The sequence below is a fragment of the Alcaligenes parafaecalis genome, from assembly GCF_026344135.1.
In the GTDB taxonomy this organism is placed as follows: Bacteria; Pseudomonadota; Gammaproteobacteria; order Burkholderiales; family Burkholderiaceae_B; genus Alcaligenes; species Alcaligenes parafaecalis.
In genome coordinates, this window is sequence record NZ_JAPKNA010000004.1 from 361,880 (window position 1) to 376,367 (window position 14,488).

The following is a 14,488-nucleotide window of genomic DNA, read 5'->3' on the forward strand; positions in this document are numbered from 1 at the left end:
CCTATTTCCCTGCAGGCTGATCCGATAGCAACTTGCTTGAAAAAGGGTCAGCGTCTGCCCGGCGACGGTGTACCAAAAGCTTCGCGGCTGGTTTGCCCAAAGCCACTTTGATGCAACAGGCTGCGTTCAATAAAGCGGCTAACTTGCGAGCGCACTTCCGGCAACCACGGTCCTTGGTCAAACACTTGCGGGAATTTCATACTGAACCAGGCATACAAGCTGATTTGCTTGCTTAACAATTCAGCATCCTCCAGACGCGAAGGGCTGGCGGATTTCAGCCAGGACGGGGCCGGAGGCAAGGCCAGGGGCCGCTGCGCTACATACGCCGACAAGCAGCGTTTGAAGTAATCCAGCTCGGTATCTTTATCCACGGACACGGGTGCACATGCAAAGGTGAACTTCTCGCGCAGCTCCAGCTTGGGTGCCAGCCGGTCTACACAAAAGCCCAGCTCAATCGCATCTTTCAGACCCGCTGTCTGGAACAAGGGGCTATCCGAGGCCACTTTTTGCGCAAAATACTGCAGCACGGCACCGATATTGTTGTTATCCAGCAGTGCCGCCAAGGCTTGCACGTGTTCGGGGCTGGGCGCAATGGGCAAGCGTATATCCACGCTGGGGGCATCGCTTTGCAATTGGGTGCGTACGTGGTTCAAGTCTTGCTTGTCCATCGCTCCCACATAGCCTTTGGGATACAAGCCATAGCGGCCTGCACGCCCCGCAATCTGACGCACTTCAGTTGCGTTCAGGGCGCGCATGGAGCGGCCGTCAAACTTGTGAACGGTAGAGAACAAGACGCGACGAATTGGCAGGTTCAAGCCCATGCCAATCGCATCGGTGGCCACCAGCACATCGGCCTCGCCTTGCGAAAAGCGCTCGGACTCGGTGCGACGCACTTCAGGGGCCAAGGCACCGTAAATCGTGGCGACTTTCCAGCCTTGAGCGCGATAACGGGCACTTAGTGTCAGTACATCCTTACGAGTAAAGGCCACGACCGCATCGCCTTTGGAGACACCCTGGGCTTCGCGTTGACGGTCTTTGCGACCCCGCCACGGTGCTTCCTGACGCCCTTGCTTGCCCGTCGCACGCGGCGGTTCAACCGGGTAAGGCATGACTTCCAGCGGCGTTTTACGCTCGGTGAACTCCAGCTCCATCGTCTCTTCCATGGAACGCACCAGACGCTCGCAAGGACGCAAGACCGAGGCATCACCACAGACAAACAGAGTACGGGCTGGAACACCGACCAAGGCTGCCGTCCAGGCCCAGCCGCGCTGCTCGTCTTGCAGCATTTGAATCTCGTCCAGGACGGCCACGCGCACTTCCATCGTGGGGTCCATCATCTCGACCGTGCAGGCGGTATGCTGGGCACCGGGCACCATCACGCGCTCTTCACCCGTCACCAGATTGCAGGGGATACCAGCATTCATCAGACGGTCGCGCACTTCCATGGCCAACAGTCGCAGTGGTGCCAAATACACACCGGAACGGGCTTCCATCAAGGCTTCCAAGGCCTCGTGCGTCTTGCCCGAGTTGGTCGGCCCCAAACGGAATACAAGATGACGCCGTATGCCACGGGCCAGGTTGAACATTTCCGGGAAGTCGCCCAAACGCATCAAATCCTGTGCGCGCTGTTGCTCCACACTTTCCAGAATGCGACGCACCGGGCCATTAAGCAGGCGTTTTTCAAAATCACCCGCTTCAATTTCTTTTTGCTCAATCCCTTCTTCCAGCGCCATGCGCAGAGCTTTGGCCAGCTCCAGGAAGGAAGAGCCATCAATCAAGGGACGCTGGGTTTGCAAAAACGCATCCAGCGAGTCTTCCAGACGTTGGGACAGGCGATTTTGAGCGGCCGTATTGAACAAGACCGTGACACGGGCGGGCAATCGGTCCAGCTCCGAGCCAGTACGCGGCAAAGGCACGGCCGCCTGCATGCGCACATTGGCACGCCAGTGCTGACGCTCCCCCGCTACGGGCACATTCACGGCCAGCCACAAATCCTTATGCCACCACAGGCGCTGCGGATCTTCCGGGTCAATTTCGTAATCGCACTCTTCCTGCTTCTTGATCTGGTTCAGCACTTGTTGCTGACGCCATTGCGTGCGGGCGCGGTCGGCGGCGCGCTGATACTGGGAGCGCTCTCGGGCACTCAGGGTGCTGGCATGCTGCTCGCGCCATTGTTCAATCTGGTTTTGGTCGATGGCAACCAGAAGGTCAGGATGATGGGCGACACGATCACGCCCGGCGGCGGCTCCGCCACGCACTTCCAGCTTGGTGCTGGGCAAACGGCGGTCAGCCAGCCACAACTCGTACTCCTGACGAGTAATACCCAGCAAGGCCATGGTTTCTTCCGAACCGATGCACTCCTGCTCCCAGGCCCAACGCTGCTGGCGTTGCTCGCGCTGGCGCTCCTGACGTTCTGCTTGGGCCTGCAACAGAAACGCCTGCTGTTCGGCGTCCAGCTTGAATTCCTGGGTCAACACCGCCGCACTGGCATTGCGGCCATACACCGTCATGAACCAATGGGCAGGCTCACCCGCTTGCAGGCCCTCAAAGGCCTCCAGGGTGATGCGCTGCGGCTCACAACCCTGCTCTTGCAGCCAGGCGCTCAAGCGTTCCTGGGCTTGATCGAACTTGCGCTGTTTATCGCTGTGTTCTTTTTGACGGGCTTGCTCACGTTCTTTTTGGGCCTGCTCCCAACGCTGGGCGCGTTGATCGCGATCGCGCTGTTCAGCCTGCAACTGCCACAAATAGGTTTGTGCCAAAGGCAAAGACTGCCAGGCCTGCACCAAAGCCAGCAAGCGCGGACTGCGCTCAGCTTCAGGCCAGTTCTCGCTTAACGGCAAAGACTGGGAGGCAATCGCCCCGGCCAATTGGCCGCGCTGTTCAAGTAATTGCTCGCGCAGGACTTCATAAATATCCGCATCCAGCTTGTCGGCACTCATTTGGTAGAGCAGGCGCAGGTTGCGGATGACGACCTCGGGCACCCCTTGGGATTCCAGGCGCTGATCGGCATCCTTCAAGCCCAGCTCGGCCGTGATGATCTGATTGAAAAAGGCTGCGTCCTGCGGCAGGCGCCAGGCTTTCAGCCACAGTCGCCGTATTCCGGCTCGGTCCTGAAAACGCACTTTCTTGGCGACCTGGCGAGCCACACCTTCCAGACGGGGATAGTCCAGCCATTGGGGATGGAGCAGCAAACCCGCTTGAGTGGGGACGGAAGAATCGGAAACAGACGAAGCGCGACGCGCAGCCATAGGGCGGGGACCTGAAAATACGGGAAGAAGAGAACAAGAAAGGCAGAAAAGCCGGTTCAAGCAAGCGTGAGCAGCATTATACGGGTCTGCTCCGGGACGTTCAGAGGATACATGCAATCACCGTGTTGAACGCCTTTGTGGGCAAGAAGACACAGGACTAATCAGCCAGCCATTCCAAACAGCCTTGCGGCAAAGCGGCCAAACCGGACTGACTGTGATTACAGCCCGGTACGATGCGAAAGCGCGGTTCGCCACCTTGTTGCTGCGCCAAAGCCTGCGCCAGTTCGCGGGTGCCATCCACCATGCGGCGCTCCTGCAAACGTAGACGACGCAGCTCGCGCTTGTCCTCGGGCATGGCTTCCTCTGCCGGGCCCAGGCTTTGCTCGTACTCGCCAACGGAAAACTGCACGGGCATCGTCAAGGCAGCGCTGGGAAGGGATTGGGCCAGCAGTCGAGCCAGAAACCCGTCCCCCCACCACACAGAAGGGCTGGATACCACCAGCGCATCAAACAACTCTGGCTGCTGATACAAAAGCTGCAAGGCGAACAAGCCACCCAAGGAATGGCCGCACAGCAAGCGCCGCTGCGGATTCAAAGATGTTTGTGCATAGGCCCAGGGCAGGAATACATCCTGCATCATCGCCAGAAAATCCGGGGCATGGCCCGCTTCTCCGTTGAGCGCAGGCGTAAAGTCCTGATCACGCCAGACCTCCCCGCCATACCCTATTCCCAGCACGGCACAGGCTGGTGAAGCCTGCTGCTCACAGGCATCCAGCACCGCGTCAAATTGCGGTAGATCAAGCACACAGACTAATGGCCAGCCTTCGGCAGGCGCAGCAGTAGTCGGCCACGCCAAAGTCAGACGATACTGTCGGCCCAAAGGGGAAAGAAAATCCAGATGTTCAAGCTGCATGGAAGAATCGCGGTAAGGACGTCAAGGCCGGGGGGGCCTGAGCAGGCAAGAAGCCTGCTCATTCGAGACTGCTTTTAGTGTTAACAGACCCTAGCCAATGAACTATACTTTCTTTCTATGTAAACGGTTATCATTCAGAGACTTAATGTCCACATCTGCTGTTCCGGCCCCCGCGCTGGCCGACTATCAACACATCCTCAGACGTCGCTGGCTCCTGGTAGGAGCCCTGGTTCTTGTGATTTTGGCCTCAATTGTGGCCGACTTCATGTTGGGACCCTCGGGCCTTAGCCTGGGAGAACTGAGCCACGCGCTGTTCAACCCCGAACAGTCCGACCCGACCACACGCGTCATCGTCTGGGAAATCCGCCTGCCTTATGCCCTGATGGCCATGGCCATTGGTTTGGCGCTGGGCCTGTCCGGTGCGGAAATGCAGACCATCCTGAATAACCCGCTGGCCAGCCCCTTTACCTTGGGAATTTCCTCGGCGGCGGCGTTTGGCGCGTCTCTGGCCATTGTGCTGGACCTGTCGATTCCCGGTATCCCGCAAGCCTGGACCATTGCCGCCAACGCCTTTGTTTTCGCGCTGTTGTCCGCCTTGTTGCTGGACGCGGTGGCCCGCTGGGGCGCCATGAGCACCGCCAATCTGGTGCTCTTTGGTATTGCGCTGGTGTTCTCCTTCAACGCACTGGTTTCGCTGGTGCAGTTTGTGGCCAGCGCCGAAGCCCTTCAAGGGCTGGTGTTCTGGACCATGGGCAGCCTGTCGCGCTCCTCCTGGGGCAAGGTCGGCATCATGCTGGCCGTATTTGCACTGATTCTGCCCTTATCCCTGCGTGATACCTGGAAGCTGACCGCCCTGCGTCTGGGTGAAGATCGCGCTACCAGCTTTGGTATCAATGTGTCGCGTCTGCGTCTGGTGTCTTTGCTGCGTATCAGCTTGCTAGCTGCACTGGCCGTGTCCTTTGTGGGCACCATCGGCTTTGTGGGCCTGATTGCCCCGCACATCGCCCGCCGCCTGTTTGGTGAAGATCACCGTTTCTACTTGCCCGGCAGTGCACTGGTGGGCGGGGTGATTCTGTCGCTGGCCTCGATTGCCTCGAAAAACATTGTGCCCGGCATCATTATTCCGGTCGGCATTGTCACCTCGCTGGTGGGTGTGCCCTTCTTCCTGGGCGTTGTGCTGCGACGCCAAATAAAGTGAACCATGCTTGAAGTCCACGATCTCAGCCTGTCTTACGGTAAACGCGAAATCCTGTCCAAGCTGACCATAGAGCCTTTGCAGCCGGGTCAGCTTGTGGCTTTGCTGGGCCCCAATGGCAGCGGCAAATCCACCCTGCTCAAGTCTTTGGCAGGGCTGCTCAAGCCCACAACCGGCAAGATTTTGCTGGATGGTCAGGAACTGAGCGGCGTCAGCTTCGAGCAGCGTGCACAGAAAGTGGTGTACCTGCCCCAGTCGCTGCCCGCCTCGGTCCACCTGCGTGTGTTTGAATCCGTGCTGGTCGCGGCCAATGCGTCTGCCCCCGGCGGCCATGCCCGCGATGTGAATCACGATCACATCATGCACATTCTGCAGCGTCTGGGCATTGCGCACTTGTCCATGCACTATCTGGATCAGCTCTCAGGTGGCCAGAAGCAGTTGGTGGGACTGGCACAGGCCTTGATCCGCAAGCCTACCTTGCTGTTGCTGGATGAGCCCTTGTCTGCCCTGGATCTGAACTATCAATTCCACGTGATGGATTTGCTGGCCCAGGAAACTCACGACAACAATCTGATCACCCTGATCGTCCTGCATGATCTGAATGTGGCCCTGCGCCACAGCGACTATGCGCTGATGATTGAAGGCGGTGGTCTGCTGGCGCAAGGCGAGCCTTCCAAGGTAATTACCCCCAACTCGCTGGCCCAGGCCTATGGTGTCCGTGCCCGCGTGGAAAGCTGCTCGCAAGGCACCTTGCAAATCATTATCGACGGGCTGCAAGAGCCTGTGCTGTGACCTCGGAGAACCCATGAACATCCTGCGCCACCTGCTGTTGTCGCTGACCTTGCTCTTGCCTTTGGGCGTGCAGGCCCAGCCCATCGAAGTTACCGATGCCATGGGTCGTACCGTTACCCTGCCCGGCCCGGCCAAGCGCATTGTGCTGACCCAGGCACGACATTTTCCAGTGCTGGCTTTGGTGCATCCCGAGCCTGCCAACCTGATTGCAGGCTGGTCGGACGAGTTCAAGACATCTTTCTCCAACGAATACGAAACCTATCTGAAGCGCTACCCGCAACTGGCCAACATCCCCGTTGTAGGCCGCCATACGGCAGACACCTTCTCGGTTGAGCAAGCCCTGGCCCTGCGCCCCGATCTGGTGGTACTGACTGCAGCCTTTGCGGGCCTGACTCCCGGTCAGGACACGCGCGACTCGGCACTGATCCAGCGCCTGACTGCCGCCAAAGTGCCCGTCATCGTGATCGACTTCTTTGTGAACCCCTTGGAAAACACCGTACCCAGCCTGCGCGCATTGGGTTACGCCGTGGGCGAGAAAGAACGCACCGACGAATTCATTCAGTTCTACGAAGAACACATGCAAGGCGTAGCCCAGCGACTGGCCGATCTCCCCAAGGAAGATCACCCGCCTGTATTCGTGCACGCCCATGCAGGCAGCACAGACTGCTGCAACTCCCCCGGCGCGGGCACCTTCAACGACATGATCAGCTATGCAGGCGGTCACAATATTGGCGCGGACGTTCTGAAAAGCTCCACCGGCAAGCTGAACTTTGAATACATTCATTCCCGTGCCCCTGTGGTCTATGTAGCCACCGGCACTGGCGCAGGCAAACGCGCCACCTCGGGCGGTCTGCGCATTGGCACAGGCGTGACGCCAGAGCAAGCCCGTGAAAGCTTGCAAGCCATTATCGACGGCAACCGTCTGCAAGCCTTGCCAGCCGTGCGCAGCGGCAATAGCCACGGCATCTGGCACGCCTTTAACGACTCGCCTCTGCACATGATCTTTATCGAAGCACTGGCCACCTGGATTCATCCCGACCGTTTCCAAGGCGTATCGGCCCTGAAAACGCTGGAAGAAGTGAACCAGCGTTTCCTGACCGTGCCGATGGAAGGCACGTACATGATTGATCTGAAGCCCGCGCCCTGAGCCTTCATGTCGCGTCTGATTCCACTGGAGCTGCCGCCTGCGGGCGGCCATCCCCACCACGTATTGCTGCGCCTGCCAGACGGGAAGCCTGAACAAGGCCCCCTGCCTTTGCTGTGCCTGCTTGATGGTCAGTGGACCTTGCCCCTGCTGGAAGAAAGCGGTCATCCCGCCCTGAAACGCTGCGCCATCTTGTCGCTGGGCTATCAAGGCGAACGCGATCAGATCACCCGCTATCGCGCTCTGGATTACACCCCACCCGGTCCGGATGGCGGCTTGTGGGAAGACCCACGTGTTCCTCAGTGGCAAGCCGGTGGCGCCCCAGCCATGATCGAACAAGTACGCATGGCTCTGGCCTTGGCGCAAGGAATGGAGCCTGCACTAGCCCATTCACGCATCAGCCTCTACGGCCACTCCTACGCCGGATTGTTCGTGCTGTACGCCCTTAGCCAGCAAAGCCTGCCCATTCATCATTACCTGTGCGCCAGCCCTTCTTTGTGGTGGCGTGATCCCCTGATCTGGACCTTGCTAGAGCAGTTGGGCAAGCCGGTACAGGTGGATATTCTGGCCGGTGCCTCAGAGGCCTGGTATCCGCTTAGCGCTCAGGCAGCGGGACCGGAAGGCCGCAAGAATGGCATGCCTACCCTGCCCACCATGCAAAAACTGCAAGCGCAATTGCAAGCTCAAGGCATGCAAGCCAACTTGCATGTTCTGCCCGGAGCCGGTCACGGCCACGTGCTGGCTCAAGCTACCCTGCGCGCACTGGAACTGGCTAGCAGCGCGGCTTAGCGGCGTTTTTCCTGCGCGCCCTCTGCGACTTTTCATTCCATATCCAAGTTTTCCCGCCCTAGGGTAACTCCCCCCATTCCTCCTCTTGTTTTAGGCCTCAACATCTTTTAGTCTGTATTTATATGCAAGTGCATAGAAATCAAAAAAAGAGATTGGAGACGAATATGAAGGTAGCGGTATTAGGTGGCGGGCACGGTTGTTACGCGGCAGCGGCAGACTTGAGCGAACAGGGCCACGAAGTACGTTTGTGGCGTCGTGATACGGCTCAGTTGCAGCCCTTGCTGGACCGTCCAGTCATGACACTGAAAGACGAAGCAGGCGAGCGCGACATCCCCATTGCCAAAGTCTGCGCCGATATTGGCGAGGCCATCGCCGGTGCCGATCTGGTACTGATTCCTTCGCCCGCTATTGCACAAACCGATATTGCCCGCGTCATGGCTCCCCACCTGACGGACGGTCAGGTCGTGTTCCTGCCACCGGGCACCTTTGGCTCCTTCATCATGAGCGAAATCGTGCGCGGCACGGGCAACAAGGCCGATGTAAGCTGGGCTGAAACCGGCACCTTGCCCTGGTTGGCCCGCAAGCATGGCGATACCGTCATCAACATCACCACCCGCGCCACCCGCCTGCCTACCGGCGTGTACCCCGCACGCAATACCGATCACGCGCTGGATGTGATTGGCAAAGTTTTCCCCAGCGTGGAGCGCTGCGAAGATGCGCTGTCCGGCGCCCTGATGAATGCTGGCCCCATCATCCACCCACCACTGATCATGATGAACGCAGGCCCGCTGGAACACTTCCCGGCCTGGGACATTCACAACGAAGGCACTCAGCCTTCGGTACGTGCCGTGACCACGCAGTTGGACAATGAGCGCATGCGCATTCGTGAAGCGCTGGGCTACGGTGCCCCGCACTTCCCCCTGTCCGACCACTACGAAAACGACCAGTGGATGTATGGCGACCGTTCCTCGCACTCAAAGCTGGTAAAAAGCGGCGACTGGCGCGAGAAGATCGACTTGCACGAGCACCGCTACATGCGTGAAGACACCATGCTGGGTCTGGCCTTCTTCGCTTCCGTGGCGGACTGGGCCGGTGTAGACGCCCCCGTCACCAAAGGTTTGCTGGCGATTGCCGGTGCCATCGTGGGTGAAGATCTGCGCCAAGGCCAACGCACATTGGCCAGCCTGGGTCTGGACAAGATGAACCGCGAGCAACTGCAAGAGATGCTGCAAGCCGGGAGAGCCTGATGAGCACGCCCGCCCCGATCAAACGTATCGTTGCGGTGGGCGCAGGTCGCATGGGGCGGGGCATTGCCCTGGCCTATGCGCTGCGCGGCCAAGCCGTGACCTTACTGGACTTCAAACCGCGCCCGCCTGCCGATAGCGCCCGTCTGGAAGCCGAGATTCGCCAGGAATTACGCGCCACACTGGAGCAATTGGCCGACCTGGGCATGTTCGCTGCCGAGCAGATCGACGGCTATCTGGCCTGCATCGGTGTTGCCCCTTTAAGTGATGCTGCCCACGTGTTGGGCCAAGCCGATCTGATTTACGAAGGTGTGCCCGAAACCCTTGAGGCCAAGACTGATGCCTTGGGCCGCATCGGTGAACTGGCCCAGCCCGATGCACTGATCGCCTCCACCACCTCCACCATGCTGGCCTCGGATCTAGCCCCCATGTTGAGCCATCCCGAGCGTTTCCTGAACGCCCACTGGCTCAACCCGGCTTTCCTGATTCCACTGGTAGAAATCAGTGCCCACCCCGGCACCAGCGAGCAGACCTTGAGCCGTCTGCAAAGCAATCTGGAGTCCATCGGCAAAGTGCCCGTGGTCTGTGGCTGCCACCCCGGTTTCATCGTTCCGCGTCTGCAAACCCTGATCATGAACGAGGCCGCTCGCATGGTGGAGGAAGGCGTGGCCAGTGCCGCTGATATTGATAAAGCCACCCGCTACGGCTTGGGTTTCCGCTTTGCCAGCATCGGCGTGCTGGAGTTCATCGACTACGGCGGCAACGACATTCTGTACCACGCCGGACAGTATCTGTCGCAGAACCTGGACCCGGAACGCTACGCCGTGCCCGACATCATCACCCGCTATATGGAAAGTGGACGCAACGGTCTGCGTAGCGGACAGGGCTTTCACGAATACCCAGTGGACCAGCAACAGGCATACCGCCGCGATGTGCTGGCCCGCGTACTGGGAATGCTGGATCACATCGGCCTGGCCCCTGCCCGCGCCGAGAACCTTGCCAAGGAGACACAGGAATGAAAAAAGACTCCCACGCTGCGCCTTCGGCTTGCTGCCCTCCAAGAGGGCGCTTTTCATCTTGGGACGGCCCGACGATGAAAAAAACCGCTGCGTTGCTGTTTGCCCTGATGAGCTGTCACAGTCTGAGCCAGGCTCAGGAAATCCCCACCCTGCGGGTAGGCTGGACCATTCCGGGCGAGGAAGCCAAATATCTGATGGCCAAGCGCCCCGAGCTGTTCCCGCAACTGGGCAAGAAATACCAGATCCAGTGGACCCAGTTTCAGGGCACCTCGCCCATGGTGCAAGCCATGCGTGCGGGCGTTCTGGAATGCTCCACCATGGCCCCCATGTCGCTGGCCAATGGCGCTATTGAAAGCGGTCTGGAAGCCTATATCGTGGCCCAGCACGTGCACTCGGATGATGATCACTTCTCCGTCTACTGGGCTGTAAAGGAAGACAGTCCGATCAAGACGGCGGCTGACCTGAAAGGCAAGGTCATTGGCACCAACGCCTATGGGGCCGGTGTGTACTTCGACATGCTGCTGTGGCTGCGCCAGAACGGCATTGACCCGGACAAGGACGTAAAAATCGTTGAAACCGGCTTCCCGCCTGCAGCCGACGCGATTCGCAGTGGCCGCATTGATGCTGGCCCCATGGCCCAGCCCTTTGCCCTGCTGAACGAAAAGAAAGGCGGCTTGCGCAAGCTGTTCTCCCTGTCCGAAGTGGCTAGCCCCTCGGTGCAGATTTTCGAGGCTTGCAGCAAATCCTATAGCGACGCCAACCCCGAGGTGGTGCGCGCCTACGTGCAGGACTTGAAGACGGCCATGGGCATGCTCAGCAAAGACCCGTCGCTGGCCGTGGATGTGACAGCCCAAATTACCCGTGCGCCCAAAGACCTGCTGGCCCAGTACCTGTTCACCGACCAGGACTTTGCACGCGTCCCGGACATGCAGCCCAATCTGGAATCCATTCAGGGCACTTACGACCGCTATCACAAAGCCGGTTTCCTGAAGAAAGCCTTGAACGTGCAGGACTTCTACCGGGCTGATTTACGCGAGGCAACACCATGATTGAACTGGATGGTGTCGGTAAAACCTTTAACACCCGGCAGGGCCGCAGCCATACGGCCCTGCAAGACATCGCCCTGAGCATTCCGGCAGGGCGATTTGTGTCTATTCTGGGACCCAGCGGTTGCGGAAAAAGCACCCTGCTCTATATGTTAGGGGGCTTTGAGTCCTGCTCCAGCGGCCAGATCCGCGTCAAGGGCAAGCCCATTACCGGCCCAGGTCCAGACCGGGGCCCGGTGTTTCAGGAATATGCTCTGTTTCCCTGGAAAACCGTGTTGGGAAACGTGGCCTACGGCATGCGCGAACAAGGCATGCCCAAAGCCCAGGCCGAACAGCGCGCCAGCGAATGGCTGGACAAGGTCAAGCTGGGGCCTTACGCCGCCTTCTATCCGCGTGAACTGTCCGGCGGTATGCGTCAGCGCGCGGCCATTGCCCGCACCCTGGCCTATGAGCCGGACATCCTGCTGATGGACGAGCCCTTCGGGGCGCTGGATGCCCACACGCGCGTCACCCTGCAAACGGAACTGCTCAGCTTGTGGGAGCAGTTGCGCAATACCGTGGTCTTTGTGACGCACGGCGTGGACGAAGCGGTCTTCCTGTCCGATACCGTGATTGTCATGACTGGCTCACCCGGCCGCATCAAGGAGGTGGTGGAGATTGACTTGCCCCGCCCCCGCGTCCGTAGCGAGCTGCTGCGTAATCCGGTTTACCAGGAAACCATTATTCGTCTGGAGCAATCCCTGATGGCGGAGGCCCACCCATGACGCCACAGCACTGGTATGAAAATCGCTGGGCCTCTTTGGTCATGGCGGCCATTCTGGTGCTGCTGGCCTGGGCGGGGCTGGCCCGTTGGGTGGGGCTGGATTCCTTCCCCAGCCCCTGGGCGGCCCTGGGTGAACTGCCCGCCCTGATCAGCGATCCGATGGCCTGGTCGGCCATCCTGCAGTCGGTAGGCCGCATGTTTGCGGGCTATGCCCTGGCGCTGGTCGTGGCCGTGCCGCTGGGTTTGGCCATGGGCCGCAGTCGCCTGGTCTATACCGCCTTCTATCCCTTGGTGGCCCTGGCCTACCCCATGCCCAAAGCGGCATTGATGCCGATCTTGATGCTGTGGTTCGGTCTGGGGGATTTCTCCAAGATTCTGGTCATTGCGCTGGGCGTGTCCCTGCCTTTGCTCTATCACAGCTATCACGGCGCAACCCGTATCGAGCCCAAGCTGATCTGGGTGGCCCAGTCCATGGGCATGGGACCCCTGGCCCGTCTGGGCAAGATCGTGCTGCCCGCCTCTTTGCCGGAAGTCATGATTGGCTGCCGCGTCGGCGTGGTCATGGCTCTGATCGTGATGGTCTCCTCCGAGATGATTGCGCGTCAGGAAGGCATAGGCAATCTGCTGTTCACCTCTATGGATATGGCGCAGTACTCCACGGTGTATGCGGTCATCATGCTGCTGGCGGTCCTGGGCATTGCCTTTGACGCCTTGTTCGAGTTCGTGCGCAAGCGCTGCACGCACTGGCATGACTCCACCCAGAGCCTGATGGACAAAGGATGACGCTATGACCACCAAAACCTTAGCCTCATCGGGACAAGCTATGCGTTCTACTGAAACCCGCCCGGTCAAACGCCGGGATCTATCCGGTCTGTCCTTGTGCATCAGCCCGGCCATCTTGCTGATTATCTGGGAACTGTGCACTCGCTCGGGCTGGGTCAGCCCGCAGTTGCTGCCCGCGCCTTCGTCCATTCTGTTGCGCGTACTGGAGCTGGCCGGTCAAGCCGACTTCTGGCAGAACCTGGGCATTACGGTCTACCGCCTGATCAGCGGCCTGCTGATTGCCTGTGTGGCCGGGGTCGCCCTGGCCCTGATTGCCCAACTGACACGCTGGAGCTCGTTTCTGCTGGATGCACTGATCCGTTTGCTGGCCCCTATCCCCAAGATCGCCCTTTACCCGGCACTGATCCTGATCATGGGGTTTGAAAGCTCATCGAAAATTGCCCTGGTGGTTTCAGACGCCATTTTCCCTGTGCTGATGGCCAGTTGGGTGGCCGCGCAAACGGTGGACCGCAAGCTGATCTGGTCGGCTCGCGCTGCAGGCACGTCCCGCAGTGCCTGCCTGTGGAAAATTATCTTGCCCGCCATCAGCCCGACCGTCCTGGCCGGGGTGCGGGTAGCCGGAGTCATTGCCTGCGTGGTGGTATTTCTGGCCGAGATGATTGCCTCCACCGACGGGCTGGGCCACATGCTGACCGCCGCCGCTCGCAGTTACCGCACGATTGATATGTTTGTACCCCTGGTCTGGATCTGTGTACTGGGCTTCGCACTGAACCTGACCATTGCCGCTTTGCAGCGCAAAGTGGATCATGCAAACTAATTTCTATTCACACTGAACCAGCCACTTGCCCGGTCAACTTGCAGCGCTGACCGGGATTTCGCAGGCTATCTCAATCATCTGGAACGAGTAGCCTGCTTTTTTTCTGCATCAAGGAAGCCGCTTCACTATGGCCAGCCGTCCCCTGACCGACGCCTATACCGGGCACGATACCTTTATTCCCTATCTGCTCAACCGCAGCACCTCGGCCTTAAACGCTGACTTTCAAACCTTGCTGCGCAGCCATGAACTGACTCTGCTGCATTGGCGTGTTCTGGCTTTTCTGAACGAAACCGACGGACTGGGCGTCAGCACCCTGGCGCAATACACCGATGTGGATCAGACCACACTGTCACGCGCTTTGGTCGTCATGGAAAATGCCGGACACCTGTCCCGCCAGCCCGATCCCCTGGACCAGCGCCGGGTCCTGATCCATCTGCATGAGCAGGGTCGCCAACACTTTCTGCACGTTCTGCCCGCCGCGCTGGATATCCATCACCGTGCCATTCAAGGCTTTTCGGCTGAAGAACTGACCCTGCTGCGCCAGTTCCTGAATCGCATCCGGGCCAATATCAATGGGGATGCACGTTAAGCGTCCCGCCCTTCCATCTTTCCTGTAATGCGTCCCATTGGCCGCTTCCACGCGTTTGCCGTCCCTGAACCCGCCCCACATCGGAGCCTGTTGCCCCTGATCGTCCATGCTTGAAATGGACACTCAAGGGCGTTGAGCCTTTATTT

The 14,488-nt window shown here is 59.4% G+C and carries 13 protein-coding genes; 11 read left to right on the forward strand and 2 right to left on the reverse strand.

All coding sequences use genetic code 11. The features are described 5' to 3' along the window. Positions 1–47: 47 nt before the first annotated feature. Both OSH09_RS14600 and OSH09_RS14605 read right to left on the reverse strand, forming a co-directional pair. Positions 48–3,248 (reverse strand): SUV3 family DEAD/DEAH box RNA helicase, encoded by a 3,201-nt coding sequence (locus tag OSH09_RS14600; protein WP_266121388.1) that lies wholly within the window; start codon positions 3,246–3,248, stop codon positions 48–50. A 157-nt stretch (positions 3,249–3,405) separates the two neighbouring features. Beyond that, positions 3,406–4,161: an alpha/beta hydrolase gene (locus OSH09_RS14605; protein ID WP_207873010.1), complete on the reverse strand. Its 756-nt coding sequence runs from the start codon at positions 4,159–4,161 to the stop codon at positions 3,406–3,408. Between the two features lie 145 nt (positions 4,162–4,306). On the opposite strand from OSH09_RS14605, the gene OSH09_RS14610 reads away from it, so the two are divergent. The 11 genes from OSH09_RS14610 (at position 4,307) to OSH09_RS14660 (ending at position 14,342) form a co-directional block, all read left to right on the forward strand. Beyond that, complete coding sequence (locus tag OSH09_RS14610; RefSeq protein WP_207873009.1) at positions 4,307–5,359, forward strand: FecCD family ABC transporter permease; 1,053 nt, start codon at positions 4,307–4,309, stop codon at positions 5,357–5,359. A gap of 3 nt (positions 5,360–5,362) precedes the next feature. Then, positions 5,363–6,148, forward strand: a complete 786-nt coding sequence (locus OSH09_RS14615) for an ABC transporter ATP-binding protein (protein WP_266121389.1) — start codon at positions 5,363–5,365, stop codon at positions 6,146–6,148. 13 nt (positions 6,149–6,161) lie between these two features. Then, a complete protein-coding gene (locus OSH09_RS14620) occupies positions 6,162–7,295 on the forward strand; it encodes an ABC transporter substrate-binding protein (protein WP_207873008.1) in 1,134 nt (377 codons plus the stop codon). A gap of 6 nt (positions 7,296–7,301) precedes the next feature. Beyond that, entirely contained in the window at positions 7,302–8,081 is a 780-nt protein-coding gene (locus OSH09_RS14625; protein WP_207873007.1) for an alpha/beta hydrolase, read from the forward strand. 164 nt (positions 8,082–8,245) lie between these two features. Then, complete coding sequence (locus OSH09_RS14630; protein WP_207873006.1) at positions 8,246–9,328, forward strand: NAD/NADP-dependent octopine/nopaline dehydrogenase family protein; 1,083 nt, start codon at positions 8,246–8,248, stop codon at positions 9,326–9,328. Next, the gene (locus OSH09_RS14635; protein WP_207873005.1) at positions 9,328–10,344 is read left to right on the forward strand and encodes a 3-hydroxybutyryl-CoA dehydrogenase; all 1,017 of its coding nucleotides are present in this window, start codon (positions 9,328–9,330) and stop codon (positions 10,342–10,344) included. The genes OSH09_RS14630 and OSH09_RS14635 overlap by 1 nt, the downstream gene beginning before the upstream one ends. 74 nt (positions 10,345–10,418) lie before the next feature. After that, on the forward strand, positions 10,419–11,393 hold the full coding sequence (locus OSH09_RS14640) for an ABC transporter substrate-binding protein (protein ID WP_266121390.1): 975 nt from the start codon (positions 10,419–10,421) through the stop codon (positions 11,391–11,393). Further along, positions 11,390–12,154, forward strand: a complete 765-nt coding sequence (locus OSH09_RS14645; protein ID WP_207873003.1) for an ABC transporter ATP-binding protein — start codon at positions 11,390–11,392, stop codon at positions 12,152–12,154. Before OSH09_RS14640 ends, OSH09_RS14645 begins: the two co-directional genes overlap by 4 nt. Next, positions 12,151–12,936 (forward strand): ABC transporter permease, encoded by a 786-nt coding sequence (locus OSH09_RS14650; RefSeq protein ID WP_222667929.1) that lies wholly within the window; start codon positions 12,151–12,153, stop codon positions 12,934–12,936. The genes OSH09_RS14645 and OSH09_RS14650 overlap by 4 nt, the downstream gene beginning before the upstream one ends. Positions 12,937–12,976: 40 nt before the next feature. Then, entirely contained in the window at positions 12,977–13,753 is a 777-nt protein-coding gene (locus OSH09_RS14655; RefSeq protein WP_266121391.1) for an ABC transporter permease, read from the forward strand. Between the two features lie 127 nt (positions 13,754–13,880). Beyond that, positions 13,881–14,342 (forward strand): MarR family winged helix-turn-helix transcriptional regulator, encoded by a 462-nt coding sequence (locus OSH09_RS14660; RefSeq protein ID WP_222667931.1) that lies wholly within the window; start codon positions 13,881–13,883, stop codon positions 14,340–14,342. Positions 14,343–14,488: the final 146 nt, after the last annotated feature.